Here is a 23,797-nt window from a genome sequence, read left to right as displayed (position 1 = left end):
AATTTTCTCCTGCAACCATCCATCGGGAGTCCGTATGAGCCAGCCATTCGCGAGCGTGGGGGAGCGCACGGATGTAGGCCGTACGCGTCAGCGCAACGAGGATAGCCTCCGGGTCCATCGCGAGGCCGGTCTGGTCGTGGTGGCGGACGGCATGGGTGGGCACGCGGCCGGCGACGTGGCCAGCCGGATGGCGGCGGAGGCGGTGGAATCGGCGGCCGTGGACGATGGGCAGACGCTGGCGCAGGCCTTGCGTCTGGCGCATGAGGCATTGATCGAGGCCGGCCGCGATGGCCGCGGCGCCCCGGGTATGGGGACGACCTGCGTAGCCTGCCGGCTGCATGGCCGGTTGCTGGAGATGGCCTGGGTCGGTGACAGCCGGCTGTACCGGATGCGCGGCGCTCGGCTCGAGCAGCTGTCGCGGGATCACTCGTATGTCCAGGCCCTCGTGGATGCCGGTGAGCTCGCGGCGGAGGCGGTGGCCACGCATCCGCAGCGCCACGTGCTGGCGCAGTGTCTCGGCGGTGCCACGCCCGACGGGATCGAGGTCGAAGCGGAGACGATCCCGGCCGAGCCGGGTGATCGGCTGCTGCTGTGTACTGATGGCCTGACCGGTGAGCTCGCCGATGGCCGGATCGAGGGACTGCTCGCGGCGGAGCCGGATGACCGGCGTGCGGCGCAGGCGCTGGTGGATGCGGCGTTGGCCGCTGGCGGCCATGACAACGTAACGGTGATCGTGGCGACCGTATGACGGAAAGGTCCCCGCGAGAGAGCCTGACCGCGGTCGGTGCGACGACCGAAGGCAGCCAGCGCGTCGATCGCTGGCTCTGGGCCGCTCGGTTTTTCAAGACCCGGGCGCTGGCCCGCAAGGCGATCGACGCGGGCAAGGTGGAGGTGAACGAGGCCCGCGCGAAACCGGCCCGCAACATTGGCGTGGGGGACCATCTGCGGATCGGTACGCCCGCGGCGACTTTCGAGGTGAGCGTCGACGCCCTCAACAGGCAGCGCCGTCCGGCGGCGGAAGCACGCCAGCTGTATACGGAGACGGAGGAGAGCCGCATCGCCCGCGAGCGTGAGGCCGAAGCGCGTCGCGAACGCCGCGCGGCGGTGGTGTTCGATCGCGGGCGACCGGACCGCCGCGAACGCCGGGCCTCGATCCGGTTCCGGCGCCGTCAGGGCGGCGATGACGTGGACGATTGATACGTCCGCGCATTGGGCGCTGTCGAGCGGCATGCTATGTTACGCGCTCGTTCCACGGCCCCTGATCCCCATCCATGAAACGTATAACCGCGATCATCAAACCGTACAAACTCGACGACGTGCGTGAGGCGCTGTCGGAGAGCGGCGTCAACGGCATGACCGTGACCGAGGTCAAGGGCTTCGGTCGGCAGAAGGGCCACACGGAGCTCTATCGCGGTGCCGAATACGTGATCGATTTCCTGCCCAAGATCCGCCTCGAGGCCGTGGTCGCCGACGACGATGTCGACGCCGCGATCGAGGCCATCAGCCGGGCGGCGCGGACCGGCAAGATCGGTGACGGCAAGATCTTCGTCGAGACCGTCGAGCGGGTGGTCCGCATTCGTACCGGAGAGGAAGGCGATGCCGCACTCTGAGGCGCACCCGGATGCCGGGGTGGCGTCGCCCGGGGCCGAATCGGCGGACGCCATCCCGGCGCAGAGACAGCCACGGATCATCCCGCGCGATGGCCATCCGGTCTCGCGCAAAAACATCGACCCGAACGCGCTGAAGGTGCTGTACCGCCTGAACAAGGCCGGGTTTCAGGCGCACCTCGTCGGTGGTGGGGTACGCGATCTGCTGCTCGGGCGGCGACCGAAGGATTTCGACATCGCCACCGATGCCACGCCGGATCAGGTGCGCTCGCTGTTCCGCAACTGCCGCCTCATCGGCCGGCGTTTCCGGCTCGCGCACGTGGTCTTCGGCCGCGAAGTGATCGAGGTCGCGACCTTCCGCGCGGATCAGCCCGAGCCTTCCGGGGACGACGAGGACGATCCGGACCGTGTCGTGCACGACGATGGCCGCATCCTGCGGGACAACGTCTTCGGCGCCATCGACGACGACGCCTTCCGGCGCGACTTCACGGTCAACGCGCTGTACTACGATATCTCGCGCTTCGCGGTGCTCGATTTCACCGATGCGATGGCCGATATCGAGGCCCGGCGGCTGCGCCTGATCGGTGATCCCGAGGCGCGTTACCGCGAAGACCCGGTGCGCATGCTGCGCGCGGCCCGGTTCGCCGCCAAACTCGATTTCGACGTCGATCCGGCCACGGCCGATCCGATCTTCGAGCTCGGACCGCTCCTGCGCGATATCCCGGCCTCGCGCCTGTTCGACGAGGTCCTCAAGCTGTTCCATACGGGGCACGCGCGCCGTAGCCTCGATCTGCTGGTCCGCTTCGATCTGCTGCAGTACCTGTTCCCGGCCGCCGATACCGCGCTGAAGGCGCCCGATGAAGGGTTCACCGCTCTGGTGCACCGGGTGCTGGAGAACACCGATCGGCGCATCGCCGAGGAAAAGCCGGTAACGCCGGCATTCATATTCGCCGTCATGCTCTGGCCCGATGTCCTCGACCGCTTCGCCGCTTTGATGGAGGAGGGCGAGCCGCCGGTGATGGCGATGCAGCAGGCGGGCGCGCACGCCGCGGATGCCCAGCAGGCCTGGACCTCGCTGCCGAAACGTTTCTCCGGCCCGATGCGCGAGATGTTCGTGCTGCAGACGAAGCTCGAGCGCTACCGGGGCAAACGGGCGCAGCGGTTGCTGGATCATCCGCGCCTGCGGGCGGCCTGGGATTTTCTCTGCCTGCGGCGTGATGCGGGTGAGGATCTGGCCGCGACCTGTGACTGGTGGCAGGCGGCGATGGAGGCGCATGTCGCCGGCGACCCCGTACCCGCGGCCCAGGAGGGAGGCGAGGAGAAACGCACCGGCTCCGGGCGGCGCCGGCGGCGCCGTGGCGGCCGCAAACGGCGCGGTGGCGGCGGGAGTGGTGCATGAGTCCAGCGGCAACGGCGGCCTGGATCGGCGTCGGCAGTAACCTGGATGGCCCGGCGGCGCGCGTGCGCGCCGCCTTCGATGCGCTCGCGACGATCCCCGCAACCGACCTGGTCGCCGCTTCCCCCCTCTACGGCAGCGCGCCCATGGGACCCGCCGACCAGCCCGATTACGTGAACGCGGTGGTCCAGCTCGATACTGCCCTCGATCCACACGCGCTGCTGGATGCCCTGCAGCGTCTGGAGGCGGAGGCGGGCCGCGATCGTGGCGGCGAGCGCTGGGGGCCCCGGGTGCTCGACCTCGATCTGCTGCTGTTCGGGGACCGCCGGATCGACGATGCCCGGCTGCGTGTGCCGCACCCGGGTATTGCCGAACGGGTTTTCGTGCTGCGGCCGCTCGCGGATATGGCACCGGATCTGGAAGTCCCCGGCCTGGGGCGCGTCGATGAACTCCTTGATCGGGTCCCCGGCGGTGGGCTCTGGCGACTGGAGGCGACGGGGGCTTGAGCGGCGATTCGTTCATCGTGGTCGAGGGGCCGATCGGCGTCGGCAAGACCACCCTCGCGCGCCGGCTGGCGGACTCGTTCGGGGCCGAACTTGTGCTCGAGGGGGCCGATGGCAATCCCTTTCTCGAGCGCTTCTACCGCAATCCGCGCGAGGCGGCGCTGTCGACGCAGCTGCATTTCCTGCTTCAGCGCACGGGCCAGATGCGGGAACTGGGTCAGAAGGATCTGTTCCGAGGGCCGCGCGTGGCCGATTTCCTGATCGACAAGGATCAGCTGTTCGCCGAGATCAATCTGGATGCGGATGAATTCGCGCTGTACCAGGACCTGTATCGGCATCTGGTGATCGAGGCGCCGCAGCCGGATCTGGTGATCTATCTGCAGGCGCCGGTCAAGACGCTGCTGGATCGTGTCGATCGCCGCGGCATCGGCTACGAGCAGGGCATGGACCCGGACTATCTGCAGCGTCTCGCCGATGCCTACATGCGTTTCTTCCACGACTACCACCGGGCGCCCCTGCTGATCGTCAACGCGGCGGAGGTGAATTTCGCCGACAACGACGCCGATTACGGCGCGTTGCTGGAGGAGATCCAGCGCATCGGCAGCGGGCGGCATTTCTTCAACCCGGCACCGCTCTCCACCGCCTGAATCGTGATTTTCCACTGGCGGCGCCCGGCATCCACGGCCGGATGTGGCCTTGCCAGCCCGCTGGGCAGTACAATCGCAGCCGACCGTTCCCACGGAAACGCTGCCGATGAGTGTGTATACGACCCCTTCGGGCGAAATCAGCGTCGCCAGTCTGCACCGCATGAAACGTGACGGGCGTCCGATCGCGGCCATGACCGCGTACGACGCCAGCTTCGGGCGGCTGCTGGATGACGCCGGCATGGATATCGTGCTGGTCGGCGATTCGCTCGGCATGGTGATCCAGGGCCAGGATACGACCCTGCCGGTCACCATCGACGACATGATCTACCACGCCCGGGCGGTGCGGCGGGGGGTCCGCCGCGCGCTGCTGATGGTGGATATGCCGTTCATGAGTTTCGCCACGCCCGAGGACGCACTCGCCAACGCCGGGCGCCTGATGAAAGAGGCGGGTGCCCAGATGGTCAAGCTCGAGGGCGGGGCCGCCCAGGTGGCCACGGTCCGGCGCCTGAACGAGTGCGGCATCCCGGTCTGCGCCCACCTCGGACTGAAACCGCAGTCGGTGCACAAGATCGGCGGCTACCGCATCCAGGGGCGCGATGAGGCCTCCGCCCAGGCGATGCTTGAGGACGCCCTCGCGCTGGAGGCCGCCGGCGCCGACGTCGTGCTGCTCGAATGCGTGCCGCAGGGGCTGGCCCGTGAGATCGGCAGCAACCTGGGGGTCCCGGTGATCGGGATCGGGTCCGGCCCCGACTGCGACGGCCAGATCCTGGTGCTGCACGACGCCATCGGGGTGACCCCGCGCCCGCCGCGCTTCGCGCGCGATTTCCTCGCCGCCACCGGCGGCATTGCCGAGGCCATGGAAAGCTATGTCGAGGCTGTCCGCGAACGCCGTTTCCCGGGTGTCGAGCAGACCATCGAGTGACCCCGTGAGCCCGCCCGTGCTTGATCGGCCCGCCGATCTGCGCGCGCGGGTGCGCGCGTGGCGCGCGGCCGGCGAGTCCGTGGCGCTGGTGCCGACCATGGGGGATCTGCACGAGGGTCACCTGACACTGGTGGACGCCGCGCGCGAGCGCGCCCAGCACGTCGTGGCCAGCGTGTTCGTCAACCCGCTGCAGTTCGGGCCGGGCGAGGATTACCAGGATTACCCGCGGCGACTGGAAGACGATGCCGCCCGGCTCGGCGAGCGCGGTGCCGATCTCGTGTTTGCACCCACGGTCGAGAGCCTCTACCCGCACGGTACCGAGGCGGCGGTGCGCGTCCATGTGCCGGCGTTCGAGGATATCCTCTGCGGGGCGGCTCGCCCGGGGCATTTCACCGGGGTCGCGACCGTGGTCGCCAAGCTGTTCAATATCGCGGAACCGGATATCGCCGTGTTCGGCCAAAAGGATTACCAACAGCTTCTGCTGATCCGGCGTCTGGTCTCCGATCTGGATTTCCCGATCGATGTGGTCGGTATGCCGACGGTGCGCGAATCCGACGGTGTCGCCATGTCCTCGCGCAACGGCTACCTGGATGCCGATCAGCGCCGCGCGGCGCCGGCCCTGTATGCCGCCCTGCGCGCCGTGGCGGGGCGGCTGGGGCGCGGTGAACGCGACTTTGGGCGGCTTGAGCGCGATGCCTGCGTGGAACTCGAAGGCGCGGGGATGCAGCCCGAATATGTCGCGATCCGCATGGCCGAGGATCTCGCGCGGCCGCCGGCCGATGCCGCGCTCACCGATCTGCGGATCCTCGCCGCCGCACGGCTGGGCCGGGCGCGGCTGATCGACAACATCGCTGCCAGCGCGGAGGCCGTGTGAGTTCGCTGACCGGCACGCCGGCCTGGCGCGATGCCGCGGGGCATCACGAGGCCACTGCGGGCATCACCCTGGAAGAACTGTTCGCCGCCGACCCGGAGCGCGCGGCGCGCTTTACGCGCTCCGCGGCCGGGATCACGATCGATCAGTCCAAGACCCACCTGACGCCCGCCGCGATGGCGTCGATGTTCGACCTGGCGCATCAGGAGGACGTCCTCGGCTGGCGCGATCGTATGCTCGCCGGCGAAAGGATCAATTCCACCGAGGATCGCCCGGCGCTGCATATGGCCCTGCGGACGCCGGAAGCGGGCCGCCTGAAGATCTCGGGTGAGCGTGTCGATGCGGCGGTGGACGCGGCCCGTGCGCGCATGCGGGAACTCGTCGATACGGTCCGTCTGGGCCGCCCATGGGGGGCATACGGGGGCGTGATTACCGATGTGCTCCACATCGGTATCGGCGGTTCCGATCTCGGGCCGCGGCTCGCGTGCGAGGCCCTGACTGCGCCGGCGGATGACGGCCCGCGGGTCCATTTCATCGCGAATATCGACCCGGCCGAGCGGGACGCCGTGTTCGCCCGCCTGGATCCGGCGCACACGCTGGTCATCGTCGCGTCCAAGACCTTCAGTACACTGGAGACGCTGGCCAACGCCCGCGCCGCGCGTGATCTGCTTGCCTCCGCCCTCGGCGAAACCGCGGCCGGCGAACGCTGCATCGCCATCACCGGGCGCGCGGACCGTGCGCGCGCATGGGGGGTGGCGGATGAGCGCATCCTGCCGCTCTGGGACTGGGTAGGCGGGCGTTACTCGCTGTGGTCGCCGATCGGGTTGCCGGTCGCGATGGCCGTGGGCATGGACCGATTTGAGGCACTATGCGCGGGCGCGGCGGCGATGGATCGACACTTCCGGGACGCACCGGCCGAGGACAATCTGCCACTGCGCCTGGCGCTGGTCGATATCTGGTACACGAATTTCAAGGCCGCCGGCTGCCGCGTGGTCGTGCCGTACGCCCATCGCCTGCGGAGCCTGCCGCATTATCTCCAGCAGCTCGAGATGGAATCGAACGGCAAATCCGTCGATCGATACGGTCACCCGCTCGACTACGCGACCGCACCCGCCATCTGGGGCCAGGAGGGCACCAACGGGCAGCACGCGTTCTTCCAGTGGCTGCACCAGGGCAGCTGGTGCGCGCCCTGCGACATCATCGCCGTGCGCGAGCCCGGGGGCGATCGCGACGCGCTCGCGGCGAACGCGTTCGGCCAGGCCGCGGCGCTGCTCGGCGGGCGCGACCAGGAAACCCTGCGGCGGGCCGGCGTGCCCGAATCCCTGCGCCCGCATCGCACCATGCAAGGCGATCGGCCGACGACCACGCTGCTGCTCGAGGGATTGACGCCGGAGACGCTTGGGTCCCTGCTCGCGCTGCATGAGCACCGCGTCTTCTGCCAGGCCATGATCTGGCGGATCAATCCCTTCGACCAGTGGGGCGTGGAACTCGGCAAGGAGCGTGCGGATGCGCTCGTGCCCGTGTTGCGCGGAGAGGGCGACGCCGCCGGATGGGATGCGTCCACGCGCGGTCTGGTCGCCCGCTGGCGCGGTGGCGAATTTCTATAGGCGGCTGGGCCAAGGGCTGAAGCTCGTAGGCCGGCTTTTGCCGAAGGCAACAGCCGGCATGCGCCTGCGCAAGGCCATGACCCTGTGCGCCGGCTGGCTCCCTTCGGTCGCAAGCCGGCCTACGTGCTGGCGCGGCGGCGAGTAGAGACGGGCGGCAGGTCCACGGGATTGCTGCCGGATCATCGCGAGCAAGCTCGCTCCTACAGGTGAATCGGCACCGCGATGGCAGGATTCATGTAGGAGCGAGCTTGCTCGCGATCGATATCGCCTCAGCGCGGGGCACGCGGATCGCCGGCGTGCTGGAGCAGGGGAATCAGGGGCGCGCCGCTGGATGACTTGACCTGCTTCGTGACGATGTACGTGAAGTATCGGTCGATCCCCACATCGGACAGCAGCAGGTTGTCGATCACGCGCTGGTAGTGATCGATATCGAGCGCGACCACCTTGAGCAGGTAATCGATGCCGCCGCCGGTGGCATAACACTCTACGATCTCGGGCACATCCGCCACCGCGTTCTCGAAGGCCTCGAAGTCTTTCGCCTTGTGGCTGCGCAGGGTGACCTCCACGAGGATCGTCGCCGTGTGCAGCAGCCGATCCAGTTCGATCTCCGCGTGATATCCGCGAATGAGCCCGTCCTGTTCAAGCCGCCGCATACGCTCCCAGCAGGGGCTCGGCGAGAGACCGATTTCCTCGGCCAGTTTGATCTTCGTGATGCGGCCGTTGCGTTGCAGTGCGGCGAGAATGCGGACATCGAAGGCGTCGAGCTTGGGGGCATTGCCGTTCGCGGACATCGAATGTACTCGCACTCAAGCGGTGGTTGGTGAGTCGCACGGCGATGGTGCCCGCCGCGATCGGTTCCGGTCAGCCGCGGAGGTTAGTGGGTGCGCCCCTGGCGTGCAACTGCTCGCAGCAACGCAGCGCATCAGCGGCATACGCGCATGCCGCATGCCCGCCGTCTCAATAACCGCGTCCCCGGTCGACTCGATGCGGAATCGGCTCGCCGGCCTGATCCGCGCGGATACCACGGGCCACCGCCTCCGCGCCGGTCTCGGGGTTGGTGAGGCTGGCGATATGCGGCGTCACCGTAATGTGCGGATGCTGCCAGAACGCATGATCGGGCGGTAATGGCTCGTCCCGGAACGCGTCGAGCACCGCATGGCCCAGGCGACCTTCACCCAGCGCGATGAGCAGATCATCCTCGACCAGGTGTTGCCCGCGCGCGGCGTTGATCAGCGTTGCCCCCGGCTGCATGCGCTGGAACAGTTCCCCGTTCAGGATGCCCCGGGTCGCCTCGGTGAGGGGGAGCAGACAGACCACGATGTCGCTGCGCCCGAGCAGCCAATCACGGCCGTCGTCGCCGCTGACCGCCGTCACCCCGGGGATGTCACGGGGCGATCGCGCCCAGCCCGCGACGTCGAAGCCAAGCCCGCTCAGGGCCCGGGCGCAGGCGCCGCCGAGTTCCCCCAGACCCAGCACCCCGATTCTGCGCTCCCCGGGGCGGAGCTGGGGATGGATCCGCCACTCCGCCGCCGCCTGCTGGCGTTCGTATTCGGCCATGTGTCGGTGCCGCCGCAATACCTGATAGATCACGTACTCGATCATGCCCTCGGTCAAGGCCGGATCGACCATGCGCACGAGTTCCACGCCTTCGGGGACCTCGGAGCCCATCAGGTGATCGACGCCGGCACCGAGCGAGAACACGACGCGCAAGGCGGGGAGATCGTGCAGGAAACCGTCCGGGGAGGCCCAGATCAGTGCGTACTCGATGTCCTCGACCGCGCCCGTCTCCGGCCAGACCCGGACGTCGAGGCCGGGGGCATGCCGGCGCAATGCGGCACTCCAGGCGGTCGCGGGATCCGAAGGGCTACGGAAAAGCAGCGTCGGCATGAGAACTCCCGTAATCCATTGTTTTATCGATGTTCCGGGGCGCGACAGCGCGACGTGTCCGGTCGATTATGCTCGCTTCGCGGCGCTCGCGGCGCAAGCCGTGCTTGAATCAGCGCAAAATTGCGGTCTACACTCCGGACATTCCGAGACAGTGGTAGTCAGCCATCATTCAGACGAGCATGATCAACGAATCGGCTGTTGGGCGCGCCGGATGGCCACCTCGCCATCGTGCCGGCCGCGTCGTCTGGCGACGCCCGTGGATACGTTCCGCTCGCGCCGCCCGCCGTCGTCTTGCCGATCGTACGATCCGCCCGTCCCGTCACTGTCTCGCGTCTCCGTTCTACCCGTTTCCCCCTTACACGCGCCCTGCGCCCATGGCCATCTGCGTGCCCCCGTTGCCCGGTGTGTACGCAGACCGCTGCCGTGCAGTCCAACCATCCGGAGTCCGAGTATGAACCAGAGCGTCCGCGCTGTTCCGATCCATTGCATGATCGGAGCCATGGCAGCCGCCGTCTTCGTGACCGGCCCCGCGGCGTGGGCGCAGTCGGATGGTGGCGACGATGCGTTGACGATCGTGAGCTGGGGCGGTGTGTACCAGAAGAGCCAGCGCGAGGCGTACTTCAAGCCTTTCACCGAAGAAACCGGTGTCGTGGTCGAAGAAGACACCTATCCGGGTGATTTCGATCAGGTGATCGAACAGGTGGAGTCGGGCAACGTCAGCTGGGACGTCGTCGATGTCACGCTCTCCGATGCGATTCGTGGCTGCGAGGGCGGGTATCTCGAACCGATCCCGCCGACCATCCTGAAACCGGCACCCGACGGCACGCCGGCCATGGACGACTTCCTCCCGAATACGCTGCACGAGTGCGCTGTTGGCGAAATCCTCTGGTCGACCCTTTGGGCCTATAACAGGGATGCGTTCGAGGGCGAAGGTCCGGACAGTGTCGAAGATGTCTTCAATGTCGATGCGTTCCCCGGTCAGCGCGGTATGCGTAAAACGCCCCGTAACAATCTCGAGTGGGCGCTGATGGCCGATGGCGTTTCGCCGGAGAACGTCTACGCTGAATTACGTACGGACGAAGGTGTGGATCGGGCGTTCGACAAGCTGGAGACGATCCGTGACGACATCCGCTGGTGGGAGGATGGCGAGAAGCCGCAGGAGTGGCTGGAAAGCGGCGAGGTCGCGATCTCGACGGCGTACAACGGCCGCGTGTTCAATTCGATCGTCAAACAGGACAAGAATTTCGAATACATCTGGGATGGCCAGATGTGGGATATCGACCTCTGGGTGATCCCCCGGGGCGCGGATAATCTGGCGCACGCACTTGAATTCATCGCGTTCTCGACCGGTACGAAACCACTGGCGGAGCAGACGGAGTACGTCGCTTACGCACCGGCACGCAAATCCTCGCTGCCGCTGGTGCGACAGGAATATCAGTCACACATGCCGACCGCGCCCAGCAATTTCCGTAACGCGCTGCAGAATAATTTCATCTGGTGGTCCGAGAACAAGGAACGCATGGATGAACGTTTCGACGCGTGGCTCGGGGAGGGGGGATGAACGTTTTCCCGGGCCAGTCCCCGGTGCGTTGAATTCGCCCGGGGCCTGTGTTTAGATCAATCTGGTATAAGCTGCATAACAATTACACAAGGGAGTCGCCGGCCAATGTCGACCGATGATGCGTTTGTCAGTTTCAGTGAAGTACAGAAGAGTTACGACGGTGAAACCCTCGTCGTAAAGAATCTGAATCTCGATATCGCGCAGGGTGAATTCGTCACCATGCTGGGGCCGTCCGGTTCCGGCAAGACCACCTGCCTCATGATGCTCGCGGGTTTCGAGCCCGCCACGCACGGCGAGATCTATCTCGATGGTACCGCCATCAACAATCTTGCCCCGCACAAACGCGGCATTGGCATGGTGTTCCAGAACTATGCGCTGTTCCCCCACATGACGGTGGGCGAGAACGTCGCGTTCCCGCTGCAGGTTCGCAAGTACTCCAAGTCCGAGATCGACGATCGGGTCAAGAAAGCGCTCGACATGGTGCGCCTCGGCCAGTTCGCGAACCGCCGCCCGGCCCAGCTCTCGGGCGGGCAGCAGCAGCGTGTCGCATCCGCCCGCGCGCTTGTGTTCGAACCGAAGCTCGTGCTGATGGATGAGCCGCTCGGTGCGCTCGACAAGAATCTGCGCGAGGAGATGCAGTACGAGATCAAACACCTCCACGAGGACCTCGGCATCACGATGGTCTATGTAACCCATGACCAGTCCGAGGCGCTCACGATGTCCAACCGCATTGCCGTGTTCGATGACGGCATCGTTCAGCAGCTGGCGGAACCGCCGAAGCTGTATGAGGAGCCGGTCAATGCGTTCGTCGCGTACTTTATCGGTGAGAACAACCGCTTCTACGGCAAGGTCAGCGACATGAGCGACGATCGTTGTACCGTCGAACTCGAAGGCAGTACCGGCGCGAAGATCGTCTGCAAGCCGGTCAACGTGAGCGGCGTCGGCGACCGCACGACACTCTCGCTGCGCCCGGAGCGCGTGAAGGTCAATCCGGCCGAAGGCGAGTGCGACAACGTACTCGACGGCACGGTGCGCGAACTGATTTATCTCGGCGACCATATCCGTACGCGGGCCTCGGTCGGCGATAACGACGAATTCATCGTCAAGATTCCGAATGCGCAGGGTCATGTCAGCCTGAAGAAGGGTGACCAGGTGCAGTTCGGCTGGGCGGCGGAGGACTGCCGCGCGCTCGACGCGTAGTTCGTCCTCCCGGATAGTCCGTCCATTACCTATACTGACTTCCGGGACGTGTCGCCACTTTGGGTGGGGCGCTCCGGACTGGCAGTAAACCGTCGGCGGATTGCCGACAGTCACAACGAGGGGAATTACAATGAACCACGCTTTCAAGACGACGGCCGTGGCCGGCGTTACGGCGATGGGCCTGCTGGCCGCGCCGGCCGCCACGTTCGCGGCCGAGTCGCTCACGATCGTTTCGTGGGGCGGCGCCTATGAAGAGAGCCAGCGCAAGGCCTACTACGAGCCGTACAGCGAGATGACCGGCACGGAGATCGTGCAGGTCTCGAAATCGGCCAACGGCCTTGCCGGTGTCCGTTCGCAGGTCGAGGCCGGCAACGTAACCTGGGATGTCGTCGACATGCTCGAAGGCCCGGCGATCCGTGCCTGTGATGAGGGCATCATCGAGCCGATCGATCATGACGAGATCCTGAAGCCCGCACCGAACGGTGACAGCCCGTCCGAGGACTTCATTCCGGAACTGGGCGAGTGCTTCGTGCCGGAAATCCTCTACGCGACCCTGTTCGCTTACAACGCCGAGATGTTCGACGGTGACAACCCGTCCACCATCGACGACGTGTGGAACACGGCCGACTACCCGGGCAAGCGTTCGCTGCAGAAGATCCCGGCCGGTAACCTCGAGTGGGCCCTGATGGCCGACGGCGTCGATCACGAAGAAGTCTACGACGTGCTCGATTCCAACGAGGGCGTTGGTCGCGCCTTCAGCAGCCTCAGCAAGATCAAGGGCGACGTGGTCTGGTGGTCGGAAGGCGCTCAGCCCCCGCAGCTGCTTGCGGACCAGGAAGTGTCGATCGCGACCGGCTATAACGGCCGTTTCTTCAACGCCCAGGTGGTCGAGGATCAGCCGATCGAGATCATGTGGGACGGCCAGCTGTTCGAGGTCGATGGCTGGGTCGTGCCGAAGGGCAAGCTGACCGACGAGGTCAAGCAGTTCCTGCGCTTCTCGACCGACACGCAGCGGCTGGCGGACCAGGCCAAGTACATCTCGTACGGCCCGGCCCGGCACTCCTCGGCGTCACTCGTCGGCAAGCATGCCGAAACGGGCGTCGACATGAAGCCGCATATGCCGACCAATCCGGAGAACCTGAAGACCGCGATCCCGAAGGATGCGGTGTTCTGGGCGGATAACGGCGATTCGCTCTCCGAGCGTTTCAACGCCTGGCTTGCGATGTAAGCAGGCGGACGGTGCGCCCCCGAGGGGGCGCCGGTAGGCGGGGCGGCGCAAGCCGCCCCGCTTTCCTGCCGCTTTTCAGGTGCGGTTGACTGCCCCTTCGGGGTGGTCCGACAACGATAACAACCCTGGCGCGCAGAGGGCCCAACAATGGCGCAGAATGAATCCGCAACGCCCGCCGCCGATGAAGTGATGCGGGCGGCCGACGGGACGCCGCTCAAGGACAGTCTCCGGCGCTCAATGAGGCGGGCCAAGACCAAGGCCCTCCTGCTCGTGGCCCCGCTTGGCCTCTTTATCCTGTTTTCTTTCGCGCTGCCGATCGCCGATATGGTGAAGCGCAGCTTTTATAGCCCCGAAATTTCGAACGTGCTGCCCGAGACCGCCGAACTGCTCGGCGACTGGGACGGCGAGGGGCTTCCGCCCGAAGAGATTTACGCCGCGTTCGCAAAGGAGCTGGCCCAGGCCGATGAAGATCGCAACGTCGGCGTGGTATCCCAGCGCGTCAACTACGTCATGCCGGGTGCACGCAGCCTGTTCTCCGGAACGGCGCGAAAGCTCGGCGACGTCGAGAGCGGGCCCTACAAGCCCAAGCTCATCGAAATCGATGAGGACTGGGGAGATCCCCAGGTCTGGTCGATCCTCAAGCGCGAGGCCTATCCGATCACGATGTCGTACTTCCTGTCCGCGGTGGACATGCGCTACAACGCCGAGGGCGAGATCGAGGCTGTCGCCAGTTATATGCAGATCTACCAGCAGCTGTTCTGGCGCACGCTCTGGATGAGTGTGCTGATCACCGTGCTGACGATCGCGCTCGGCTTCCCGGTGTCCTACCTGCTCGCCAATCTTCCGGTACGTACAAGCAACCTGCTGATGATCCTCGTGCTGTTGCCGTTCTGGACATCACTGCTGGTGCGGACTTCGTCCTGGATCGTGATCCTGCAGTCCGAAGGGGTGCTGAACGACCTTCTTGTATTCTTTGGAATCGTCGCGCAGGACAATCGACCGCAGATGATTTACAACAAGATCGGCACGATCGTCGGCATGACGCACATCCTGCTACCGTTCATGATCCTGCCGCTCTACAGCGTGATGAAGGGCATACCGCCAAGCTACCTGCGCGCCGCGCGATCGCTTGGCGCGAATCCCGTGGTCGCCTTCATCCGGGTCTATGTACCGCAGACGATCCCGGGTATCGGCGCGGGCAGTATCCTGGTCTTCATCCTGTCGATCGGGTACTACATCACGCCCGCACTGATCGGCGGTTCCAGCGGCCAGCTCATCAGCAACTTCATCGCCTACCACATGCAGCAGTCCCTGAACTGGCATCTGGCCGCGGCGCTGGGGTCGATCCTGCTGTTCGTCGTGCTGGGTCTCTACTACATCTACAACAAGCTCGTCGGCGCCGATGCGCTGAAGCTCGGCTAACGGGGACGATAACCATGGGTATTCCAGCCTACGCTGGCCGACTGGAGCGCACCTGGTACTACACGTTCCGGGTGATCTGCGGCCTGATCTTCTTCTTCCTGATCACGCCGATCGTCGTGATCGTCCCGTTGTCGTTCAACGCGGAGCCGTATTTCACGTTCACGCACGAGATGCTGACGCTCGATCCCGCCGGTTATTCGCTGCGCTGGTATCAGGAATTCCTGAACAGCGATGAATGGCTGACGGGTATCAAGAATACGTTCATCATCGCGATCGCCTCGACGTTCCTCGCGACTTCACTGGGGACGATCGCGGCGCTGGGTCTGTCGAAGCCGTACATGCCGTACAAGAACGCCATCATGGCGCTCCTGATCTCGCCGATGGTGGTACCGCTGATCATCTCGGCGGCCGGCATGTACTTCTTCTATTCCTCGATCGGCCTGACCTCGACCTTCCCGGGGATTATCCTTGCCCACACGGCGCTCGGGACTCCGTTCGTGATCATTACCGTCACCGCGACCCTGGTGGGCTTCGATCAGACGCTCGTACGGGCCTCGGCGAATCTCGGTGCGGATCCCACGACCACCTTCTTCAAGGTGATCATGCCGCTGATCGCGCCCGGCGTGATCTCGGGCGCGCTGTTTGCGTTCATCACCTCGGTCGATGAGATCGTCATCGTGTACTTCATCGCCGGTCCGGAACAGAAGACCGTGCCGCTGAAGATGTTCTCGGGTATCCGCGAAGAGATCAGCCCGACTATCCTCGCCGTGGCGTCCATCCTGGTCGGGATTTCGGTCCTGCTGCTGACGACGCTGGAGATGATCCGGCGCCGCAACGAGCGCCTGCGCGGTATCGTGCCGCAATAAACCAGTGCCGGCCGATCCGCGCGGAACGCGCGCCGGATCGGCCTCTTGGAGGCTGTCATGTCGGTATACAATGGAATTCTCGTCGCGGCCGATGGCTCGGATCCATCCAAAAGAGCCGTCGAGCGTGCCGCCCGGCTGGCGGCCCACGAGGAGACGCCGCTGTACATCCTGAACGTGATCCGGGATATGCAGTTCCCGGAAGCGCTCAAGCGGATGGCCGAGGTCGAGCGACTGGTCGGGAATCGGTCGGATCTGCTGCATTATGTAGCCGACAAGATCCTCGGCGATGCGGAGAAAGACGCCCGCAAGCAGGGAGCGAAGACCATCCATGCGCGGACGGCGGAGGGTGATCCCGCTACGCGGATCGTCGAGCAGGCCGATGCCGACAACGCCGATCTGATCGTTGTCGGGACCCGCGGTCTCGGCGGCGTTGCGGGAGCGCTGCTCGGCAGCGTATCGCGCAAGGTATCCAACCTTGCCGACCAGGATGTACTGATCGTCCGCTGAACCCGCGTCTATGGCCGGCACCGCGATCCGGCGCGGTGCCAGCGAACGGCCGGTTGGCGCCCAGGTGATTTGAGCCGTGATCCGGGGGTAGTCCATGCGGTTCCACGAACGGGTGGTATTGGTGACCGGTGCGGCGCGCGGGATCGGGCGCGGATGCGCCGAGCATTTCCTCCGCGAGGGGGCCCGCGTCGTGCTGGCGGACATCGACGCCGAAGCCGGCCATGAGACAGCAGACGCGCTTGCGGCCGTAGCGAGCAGCCCCGATTCGGTACGCTTCGTCCATTGCGATGTCTCCGACCGCGCCTCCGTGCAGGAGGCTGTCGATCTGGCAGTGTCCACCTGGGGCCGGCTCGATGTATGCGTCGCGAACGCGGCCATCGTCCACGCGGCCGATTTCCTCGATCTGGATGAAGCGGATTTCGACCGGGTCCTGGATATCAATCTCAAGGGCGTCTTCCTGACCGGCCAGACAGCGGCGCGTGCCATGCTCCGGTGTGGGAATGGCGGCAGCATCGTCAACATGTCCTCGATCAACGCCGATGTGGCGCTGCCCAACCAGGTCCCGTACTGCGTGGCCAAGGGCGGCATCCAGCAGCTCACCAAAGTCATGGCCCTGTCACTGGCCGAGCACGGGATCCGCGCGAACGCTGTCGGACCCGGGTCCATCGGTACCGAGATGCTGGAGTCGGTCATCTCGAGTGATCCGGCGGCCCGGAAAAAAGTCCTGTCGCGTACCCCGGCCGGGCGACTCGGCCGCGTCGAGGAAATCGCCGCGGTCACGGCATTCCTCGCCTCCGACGAGGCCTCGTACGTAACCGGCCAGACCCTCTACGCCGACGGCGGCCGCCTCGCTCTCAACTACACCGTCCCCGTTCCCGACGAGGACTGATACCACGAGTCCGGGGGTTTGGCTCGTGACAGGATGGGTGGGTCGATTCGCGTGTGCGTTCTTTTCGGACGGGGGTTTTTCTCTCGCCAAGACGCCAGGCGCGCCAAGAGCAGATAAAAATGATGACCGGATAGGCTGGGGACTGACGTGATAGGACTCGGGGATCCGGCGGTTGTTTCTGTTGATCACGCAGAGCCGCAGAGCGCGCAAAGATAATAAAGACAAGAAAAATTACTTCGCTTGCGCTGTTCGCGGGTCGCACTGACCGCTCCAGACACCTCAACCATGTTTTTTCTTTGCGCGCTCTGCGGCTCTGCGTGATTCATCCAACAACCCGGTCTGGTGCCCACCATCCGGTCACGTCAGTCCACCCTCCCTTTACGCCCTTTTTCTCTTCCCTTGGCGCGCTTGGCGTCTTGGCGAGAGGAACAACGGCGTCAAGCGAATCGACACCGCCCGATCCAGGAGAACCGCCGGTCAGGCTGCCGGCCCGGCGCGATTCACGAGCGCCAGACCGACCATGATCACGGCCATGCCGACCAGCGCCATGGGGCCCAGGGTTTCACCGAACAGGAGCCAGGCGTAGCCTGCCGCGGTCGGCGGGACGAGGTAGAAGAGGCTGGTCACCCGGGAGGCCTGGCCGCGGCGGAGGAGGAAGAACAGCAGCGAAATCGCGCCCAGCGAGAGGACCACGCTGAGCCAGGTAAGCGCGAAAATGAACTCGCCGGTCCACTGCAGGGGCTGGTCATCGAACAGCAGGGCGACCGGCACCAGGGCGAGGGCGGCCGCGACGTACTGGATCGTCGTGCCGCTGCGCAGATCAAGGTCCGGGCAGAAGCGTTTCTGGTACAGGGTGCCGCCTGTGATCGCAAGCAGCGCGATCAGGGGGCAGGCGAGGGCGCCCATGCCCTCGCTGTCCGGCAGGTTGATGCGCTCGCCCAGCACCAGCAGGAGCCCCAGGAACCCGAGCACAAACCCGGTCCACTGCCTGCGAGAGAGCCGCTCCCCGAGCAATGGGCCGACCGCGAACGCGGTCAGAACCGGCTGCGTACCCACGATCATGGCGGTGATGCCCGCCGGCACGCCGGCGTCGATGCCGGCGAATACGCCCCCAAGGTACACACCGTGCAGCAGCAGGCCGGCGACCGCGATATGCAGCCAAGTCCATGGATCACGCGGCCACGGTGCCCGCCATGCCAATGCCACGACGCCGATCAGCCCGGCGACGATCACGAAGCGGATCGCCAGGAAGTCGAACGGACCCGCCCACGGGAGCCCGTACTTCGCGCCAACGAAGCCGGTGCCCCAGAGGGCGACGAAGCCTAGGCCCGCCGCGGTCTCCGGTGTAGGCCGGGCGGGCACGCGGGCTTACTTCATGGTCGGCATGGCGAACTGGGCGGGCGCTTCTTCGTCCGTCGGCCAGCGGGCCGTGACCGTCTTCATGCGGGTGTAGAAGCGCACGCCGTCGGGGCCGTGCACGTGCAGCGGGCCGAACAGGGAGCGCTTCCAGCCGCCAAAGCTGTGGAACGCCATCGGGACCGGGATCGGTACGTTGATGCCGACCATGCCGCACTCGACGTGATGCGAGAACTCGCGCGCGAGCCCGCCGTCGCGGGTGAAGATGGCCGTGCCATTGCCGAACTCGTGGTCGTCGACCATCTGCACCGCGGACTTGAAGTCCGGCGCGCGCACGACGATCAATACCGGGCCGAAGATCTCCTCCTGATAGATCCGCATGTCCGTCGTCACGCGGTCGAACAGGCAGCCGCCGAAGAAGTAGCCGTCTTCGTGGCCCTCGACCGTGAGGCCGCGGCCGTCGACGACCAGCTCGGCGCCTTCCTCGACGCCCAGGTCGACGTAGCCGCGGACCTTTTCGCGATGCTCCGCGGTGACCAGCGGGCCCATCTCGACGCCCTCGCGCGTGCCCGGGCCGACTTCCAGTGCGCGTACCTTCGGTGCGAGCGACTCGACCAGACGGTCGGCGGTCTCGTCGCCCACGGCGACGGCCACGGAGATCGCCATGCAACGCTCGCCGGCGGAACCGTAGCCCGCACCCATGAGGGCGTTTGCGGCCTGCTCGGTATCCGCGTCCGGCATGACCAGCATGTGGTTCTTGGCGCCGCCCAGGGCCTGGACGCGCTTGCCGTGCTCGCTGCCGACGCGGTAGATGGTCTCGGCGATGGGCGTGGAGCCGACGAAGCTGATGGCATCGACGTGATCGTCGGTGAGCAGCGTCTCGACAGCCTCGCGGTCCCCGTTGACGACGTTGAACACGCCCTCGGGAAGCCCCGCCTCGTGCAGGAGCTCGGCGACGCGCATGGGGCACGACGGGTCCTTCTCGGACGGCTTCAGAACGAAGGTGTTGCCGCAGGCGATGGCGATAGGCCACATCCACATCGGCACCATCGCCGGGAAGTTGAACGGTGTGATCCCCGCGCAGACGCCCACGGGCTGCTGCACGGACCAGCTGTCGACGCGCGTGCCGACGTTCTCGGAATGCTCGCCCTTGAGCAGGTGCGGGATGCCGCAGGCGAACTCGACGACCTCCATGCCCCGCGTGACCTCGCCGCGCGCGTCGGACATGACCTTGCCGTGCTCGGACGAGACGAGGCCGGCAAGCTCCTCGAAGTGCTCTTCCATCAACGCCTTGAAGCGGAACAGCACGCGTGCGCGCGCCAGCGGTGTGCGGGCCGCCCAGCCGGGCAGGGCGGCGCGGGCGGCCATGATGGCCTCACGGGTATCGTCGGCGGACGCGTAGGCCAGCGTCGCCGTCGCCTTGCCGGTGGCGGGGTTGTAGACCTCGCCGCTGCGCGTACCCGCGCCGCTGTGGTGTTCGCCGTTGATCCAGTGGCCGATCTTCTTGCTCATGGGAAACTCCGGTTATTCCCCGCCGCAGGCGTGCAGCGCCTCGCCGAGGATGGAAAACAGGCGATCGATTTCCTCGGTGGAAATGATCAGCGGTGGTGACAGGGCAATGATATCCGCGGTGACCCGGATCAGCAGTCCCTGGTCGAAACAGTGGCGGAATACCTCGAATGCCCGCTCGCCGGGGCCGCCCGGGCGCGGTGCCAGTTCAACGGCCGCGATCAGGCCCTGGTTGCGGACGTCGATCACGTTGGGCGCGCTCGCCAGTTCGTGCGCCCGCTGCCCCCAGTATTCCTCGAGCTCGCGACCCCGCGTGAACAGCCCCTCGCGCTCGAAGATGTCCATCGCGGCGAGCCCTGCGGCGCATGCAGCGGGGTGTCCGGAATAGGTGTACCCGTGGAACAGCTCGATCCCGGGGCCGCGCGCGTCGCCCTGCATGAAGGCGTCGTGGATCTCGCGGCGCACGGCCACCCCGCCCATCGGGATCGCCCCGTTGGTCATGCCCTTCGCCATGGTGATCATGTCGGGCATGACGCCGAAGCGGTCGGTGGCAAAATGGCCGCCGGTGCGGCCGAAGCCCGTGATCACCTCATCGAAGATCAGCAGGATGTCGTGCTTGTCGCAGATCGCCCGCAGGCGCTCGAGATAGCCCTTGGGTGGCAGCAGCACGCCGGTCGAGCCGGCGATCGGTTCGACGATCACGGCCGCGACGGTCTCGGCGCCGTGGAGTGCCACCAGGCGTTCAAGTTCGTCGGCGCGTTCCGCGCCATGATCCGGCAGGCCGACGCTGAATGCATTACGCTCGAGGTCGTGCGTATGCGGCAGGTGGTCGACCCCGCCGACCAGCGGGCCGAACCGGCGCCGGTTGTTGACGATGCCGCCGACCGAGATGCCGCCGAAGTTGACCCCGTGATAGGCGCGCTCGCGCCCGATCAGGCGCCAGCGGCCGGATTCGCCGCGGGCGTGCTGGTAGGCGCGGGCGATCTTGAGCGCCGTGTCGACCGATTCGGAGCCGGAGTTGGTAAAGAATACGCGGTCCAGCCCCTCGGGCAGGAATTCGCTCAGGCGTTCGGCGAAGCGGAACGGCAGCGGATGCCCCATCTGGAACGTGGGGCCGAAGTCCATGGTGCGCAGCTGCTCGCCGACGGCGTCGGCGATCTCGCGGCGACCGTGGCCGGCGTTGACGCACCACAGGCCGGCCGTGCCATCGAGGACCGTGTGGCCGTCGTCCGCGGTGTAATACATGCCTTCGGCGCCCACCAGCATCCGCGGGTCTTTGCGGAAATACCGGTTGGCGGTAAACGGCATCCAGAACTGATCGAGAGAAGGCGTTTCGCTCGCCGGGTGCGTGCCTGCGGCCATCGTAACCTCCGGGGGCTTCTCCGCCTGCGGCGGACTGTGCGGCAGAGCATAGCATGGTTAAAATAATTGACAAACGGTTGCTCTAAGGGCCGAATAGCGGCTGCATTTCCGGAAAACGTTGAGGATATTGTATCGATGGCCGAGGAACTGGCTGCAGGCAAGGACACCGGGACCGAGCCGCCGACCGGGGTGGGGAAGCGCCTGCGCGTGGTCCGAAACCTCTACGGACTGTCCCAGCGCGAACTCGCCCGGCGCGCCGGATTAACCCACGGGACCATCTCGCTGATCGAGTCGGAGCGCGTCAGTCCCTCGGTCGCCTCACTGAAGAAGGTACTGGACGGCATCCCGCTGTCGCTGTCGGAATTCTTCACCTTCGACACGCAGGAGAGTCGGCGCATCTTCTACAGCGCCGATGAGCTGCCGAATATGGGCAGCGGTGACATCGTCTTCCGCCTCGTCGGGGCGGACCGCCAGCAACGCGCCATGACGGTGCTGCACGAGTGCTATGCGCCCGGGGCCGACACGGGCGAGGCGATGCTCTCCCACGATGGCGAGGAGGGCGGGGTGGTGATCCGGGGCGAGATCGAGCTGACCGTGGCCGGCCAGCAGCGCACGCTCGGCCCCGGCGAGGCCTATTACTTCGAGAGCCGTCTGCCGCATCGTTTCCGCAATGCCGGCGATGCACCGTGTGAGATCATCAGCGCCAATTCACCGCCATCGCTGTGAGCGGTACACCGAAGCAGTCGCCGGTGTGCAACCGCCCCCGACCCGCTGTACGAATCCACCGGAACGCTCGCCTGCAGGAGCCCGAGTCCATGCACCACCAGGCTCATAGCCGCCACGAACGGCGCACCGTGCGGTCAGCACACGGGGGTGTGTCGTGAGTGCGCGGGATGTAGTCGTCATCGGCGGTGGTGTAGTCGGCATCAGCTGCGCCCGATGGCTTCAGCGCGATGGACATCGGGTCCGGGTCGTGGACCCGCAGGCGCCGGGCCAGGGCTGTTCTTTCGGTAATGCGGGCGTCTTCGCGGTGGACAGCATCATCCCCGAAGCGACCCCGCACGCCCTTTGGGACGTACCCCGTATGCTGCTTTCGTCAACCAGCCCGCTGCGCCTGGTCTGGCGTGACCTTCCGCGCCTGTCGCCCTGGTTCGCGCGGTTCGCGCTGCAGGCACGGCCGGCCCGCGTTCGCGCGTCGACGGCCTCCCTCGCCGGCCTGTGTGCCGAAGCGATGGCCGGATACCGCGAGATTACGGAGGGCAGCGCGGCGGCATCGCTTATGCGGCATACCGGCTGGGCCCACGTCTTCGAGCGGGCGGAGACGGCCGCGGGCGCCCGCCACGAGATGGACGAACGCGCGCGCCATGGGTGGGGGGTACGTTGGCTCGACGGCGCCGAACTGCATGAGCGCATTCCCGGGTTGCGGCATGATGTCGCCGCCGCGGTGGAACTGCCCGATATCTGGATGTGCGTGGATCCGGCCCGGTTTGTCGAGCGGCTGGCAGCCGACGTCGTCGCCGCGGGCGGTCAGGTTGAACAGGCGCGAGTGACGGGCCTGCGGCCGAAGACGGGCGGCATCGACGTGCAGACCGCGGGAGGTGCCATCCATGCCGATCACGTGGTCGTGGCGGCGGGTGTCGACAGCGAGGGCCTGGCGTCCGGTCTCGGTGACCGTCTCGGTCTGACCGCCGAACGCGGCTACCATGCCATGCTGGAATCCGGCGAGGGCGGTCCTCCCATGCCGATCATGTCGGGTGAGCACAAATTCGTGACCTCGCCTATGGCGAACGGTGTGCGCCTGGCGGGCACGGCCGAGTTCGCCCGTGCGGACCGCGCTGCTGATCCACGCCGGGTCCGGATCCTGCTGGATCGGGGCCGCAACCTTTTCCCGGGGTTGAGGACCGAGAGTCACGCCACGTGGATGGGCTGCCGTTCGACGACACCGGACTCGCTGCCGGTTATCGGCCGCTCGGCGGCCGCGCCGGCCGTGACCTACGCCTGCGGCCATCAGCATCTTGGCCTGACGCTCGCCGGGATTACCGGGCGATTGGTAGCTGACGACCTGGCCGGACGGGAGCCCCGTGTCGATATGCGGCCATTGCGCCCGAATCGGTTCCGGATTTTCTCCACCTGATCGGTGTGCGAATGCGGTGCAGTGGGCTGGATTCCCGGGGATGTTTGGCGTTGAGTCGGGGTTCTCGCCAAGGCGCGGAGGGCGCGAAGGAAAGCGAAGGAAAGCGAAGGAAAGCGAAGGAAAGCGAAGGAAAGCGAAGGAAAGCGAAGGAAAGCGAAGGAAAGCGAAGGAAAGCGAAGGAAAGCGAAGGAAACGGGGAACTTGTAGGAGCGAGCTTGCTCGCGAATGTGCCCGCATTGCGGATCGGCTTTTCAGGGAATTCCGCCAAGCCGCCGGGGCCTCTTACCAGCCGATTCAGGCGCGAACCGTAGTGTCATCACCAT

The 23,797-nt window shown here is 66.1% G+C and carries 23 protein-coding genes; 18 read left to right on the top strand and 5 right to left on the bottom strand.

The window, feature by feature from the left end; genetic code table 11:
- The first annotated feature begins 34 nt into the window (after window positions 1–34).
- From A0W70_RS14180 to pgi, 9 genes are all read left to right on the top strand, one after another.
- Entirely contained in the window at window positions 35–748 is a 714-nt protein-coding gene (locus tag A0W70_RS14180; protein ID WP_067563502.1) for a PP2C family protein-serine/threonine phosphatase, read from the top strand.
- On the top strand, window positions 745–1,197 hold the full coding sequence (locus A0W70_RS14175) for an RNA-binding S4 domain-containing protein (RefSeq protein WP_067563498.1): 453 nt from the start codon (window positions 745–747) through the stop codon (window positions 1,195–1,197). Before A0W70_RS14180 ends, A0W70_RS14175 begins: the two co-directional genes overlap by 4 nt.
- A gap of 74 nt (window positions 1,198–1,271) precedes the next feature.
- Entirely contained in the window at window positions 1,272–1,610 is a 339-nt protein-coding gene (locus A0W70_RS14170; RefSeq protein WP_067563494.1) for a P-II family nitrogen regulator, read from the top strand.
- Window positions 1,597–3,006: a polynucleotide adenylyltransferase PcnB gene (gene pcnB, locus A0W70_RS14165; RefSeq protein ID WP_083331035.1), complete on the top strand. Its 1,410-nt coding sequence runs from the start codon at window positions 1,597–1,599 to the stop codon at window positions 3,004–3,006. The genes A0W70_RS14170 and pcnB overlap by 14 nt, the downstream gene beginning before the upstream one ends.
- On the top strand, window positions 3,003–3,509 hold the full coding sequence (gene folK / locus A0W70_RS14160) for a 2-amino-4-hydroxy-6-hydroxymethyldihydropteridine diphosphokinase (protein ID WP_067563490.1): 507 nt from the start codon (window positions 3,003–3,005) through the stop codon (window positions 3,507–3,509). The genes pcnB and folK overlap by 4 nt, the downstream gene beginning before the upstream one ends.
- Window positions 3,506–4,153, top strand: a complete 648-nt coding sequence (locus A0W70_RS14155) for a deoxynucleoside kinase (protein ID WP_067563486.1) — start codon at window positions 3,506–3,508, stop codon at window positions 4,151–4,153. The genes folK and A0W70_RS14155 overlap by 4 nt, the downstream gene beginning before the upstream one ends.
- 106 nt (window positions 4,154–4,259) lie before the next feature.
- Entirely contained in the window at window positions 4,260–5,075 is an 816-nt protein-coding gene (gene panB, locus A0W70_RS14150; protein WP_067563483.1) for a 3-methyl-2-oxobutanoate hydroxymethyltransferase, read from the top strand.
- A gap of 4 nt (window positions 5,076–5,079) precedes the next feature.
- A complete protein-coding gene (gene panC, locus A0W70_RS14145) occupies window positions 5,080–5,949 on the top strand; it encodes a pantoate--beta-alanine ligase (protein WP_067563479.1) in 870 nt (289 codons plus the stop codon).
- On the top strand, window positions 5,946–7,553 hold the full coding sequence (gene pgi, locus A0W70_RS14140) for a glucose-6-phosphate isomerase (RefSeq protein WP_067563476.1): 1,608 nt from the start codon (window positions 5,946–5,948) through the stop codon (window positions 7,551–7,553). The genes panC and pgi overlap by 4 nt, the downstream gene beginning before the upstream one ends.
- A 269-nt stretch (window positions 7,554–7,822) precedes the next feature.
- Here pgi and A0W70_RS14135 read toward each other — a convergent pair whose 3' ends face one another.
- Window positions 7,823–8,344 (bottom strand): Lrp/AsnC family transcriptional regulator, encoded by a 522-nt coding sequence (locus A0W70_RS14135; protein ID WP_067563473.1) that lies wholly within the window; start codon window positions 8,342–8,344, stop codon window positions 7,823–7,825.
- A 166-nt stretch (window positions 8,345–8,510) separates the two neighbouring features.
- Window positions 8,511–9,440 (bottom strand): 2-hydroxyacid dehydrogenase, encoded by a 930-nt coding sequence (locus tag A0W70_RS14130; RefSeq protein WP_067563470.1) that lies wholly within the window; start codon window positions 9,438–9,440, stop codon window positions 8,511–8,513.
- 451 nt (window positions 9,441–9,891) lie between these two features.
- On the opposite strand from A0W70_RS14130, the gene A0W70_RS14125 reads away from it, so the two are divergent.
- From A0W70_RS14125 to A0W70_RS14095, 7 genes are all read left to right on the top strand, one after another.
- Complete coding sequence (locus tag A0W70_RS14125; RefSeq protein WP_217495450.1) at window positions 9,892–11,001, top strand: ABC transporter substrate-binding protein; 1,110 nt, start codon at window positions 9,892–9,894, stop codon at window positions 10,999–11,001.
- A gap of 105 nt (window positions 11,002–11,106) precedes the next feature.
- Window positions 11,107–12,201: an ABC transporter ATP-binding protein gene (locus A0W70_RS14120; protein ID WP_067563466.1), complete on the top strand. Its 1,095-nt coding sequence runs from the start codon at window positions 11,107–11,109 to the stop codon at window positions 12,199–12,201.
- Between the two features lie 130 nt (window positions 12,202–12,331).
- Window positions 12,332–13,429, top strand: a complete 1,098-nt coding sequence (locus A0W70_RS14115; RefSeq protein ID WP_083331033.1) for an ABC transporter substrate-binding protein — start codon at window positions 12,332–12,334, stop codon at window positions 13,427–13,429.
- 147 nt (window positions 13,430–13,576) lie between these two features.
- Window positions 13,577–14,851 (top strand): ABC transporter permease, encoded by a 1,275-nt coding sequence (locus tag A0W70_RS14110; protein ID WP_067563463.1) that lies wholly within the window; start codon window positions 13,577–13,579, stop codon window positions 14,849–14,851.
- A 14-nt stretch (window positions 14,852–14,865) separates the two neighbouring features.
- Window positions 14,866–15,717, top strand: a complete 852-nt coding sequence (locus A0W70_RS14105; protein ID WP_067563460.1) for an ABC transporter permease — start codon at window positions 14,866–14,868, stop codon at window positions 15,715–15,717.
- A 57-nt stretch (window positions 15,718–15,774) separates the two neighbouring features.
- Window positions 15,775–16,224, top strand: a complete 450-nt coding sequence (locus A0W70_RS14100) for a universal stress protein (RefSeq protein WP_067563457.1) — start codon at window positions 15,775–15,777, stop codon at window positions 16,222–16,224.
- A 94-nt stretch (window positions 16,225–16,318) separates the two neighbouring features.
- Window positions 16,319–17,113, top strand: coding sequence for an SDR family NAD(P)-dependent oxidoreductase (locus tag A0W70_RS14095; RefSeq protein WP_067563452.1), 795 nt, complete (start codon window positions 16,319–16,321; stop codon window positions 17,111–17,113).
- A gap of 477 nt (window positions 17,114–17,590) precedes the next feature.
- On the opposite strand, the gene A0W70_RS14090 is transcribed toward A0W70_RS14095, so the two are convergent.
- The 3 genes from A0W70_RS14090 to aptA are packed head-to-tail and all read right to left on the bottom strand — an operon-like array spanning window position 17,591 to window position 21,340.
- A complete protein-coding gene (locus tag A0W70_RS14090; RefSeq protein WP_067563449.1) occupies window positions 17,591–18,475 on the bottom strand; it encodes a DMT family transporter in 885 nt (294 codons plus the stop codon).
- 6 nt (window positions 18,476–18,481) lie between these two features.
- Window positions 18,482–19,981 carry a CoA-acylating methylmalonate-semialdehyde dehydrogenase gene (locus A0W70_RS14085; RefSeq protein WP_067563445.1) on the bottom strand — a complete coding sequence of 500 codons (1,500 nt, stop codon included), beginning with the start codon at window positions 19,979–19,981 and terminating at the stop codon, window positions 18,482–18,484.
- A 12-nt stretch (window positions 19,982–19,993) separates the two neighbouring features.
- Entirely contained in the window at window positions 19,994–21,340 is a 1,347-nt protein-coding gene (gene aptA, locus A0W70_RS14080; RefSeq protein WP_067563440.1) for an omega-aminotransferase AptA, read from the bottom strand.
- Between the two features lie 135 nt (window positions 21,341–21,475).
- Between aptA and A0W70_RS14075 the strand changes: the two genes are divergently transcribed.
- Together A0W70_RS14075 and A0W70_RS14070 are read left to right on the top strand one after the other, a co-directional pair.
- A complete protein-coding gene (locus A0W70_RS14075; RefSeq protein WP_067563437.1) occupies window positions 21,476–22,066 on the top strand; it encodes a cupin domain-containing protein in 591 nt (196 codons plus the stop codon).
- 154 nt (window positions 22,067–22,220) lie between these two features.
- The gene (locus A0W70_RS14070) at window positions 22,221–23,474 is read left to right on the top strand and encodes an NAD(P)/FAD-dependent oxidoreductase (RefSeq protein WP_067563433.1); all 1,254 of its coding nucleotides are present in this window, start codon (window positions 22,221–22,223) and stop codon (window positions 23,472–23,474) included.
- Window positions 23,475–23,797: the final 323 nt, after the last annotated feature.

It is taken from the genome of Halofilum ochraceum, assembly GCF_001614315.2.
GTDB classification, from domain to species: domain Bacteria; phylum Pseudomonadota; class Gammaproteobacteria; order XJ16; family Halofilaceae; genus Halofilum; species Halofilum ochraceum.
Note: the sequence above shows the minus strand (reverse complement) of the source record. Positions and strands in the feature narration are given on the sequence as shown.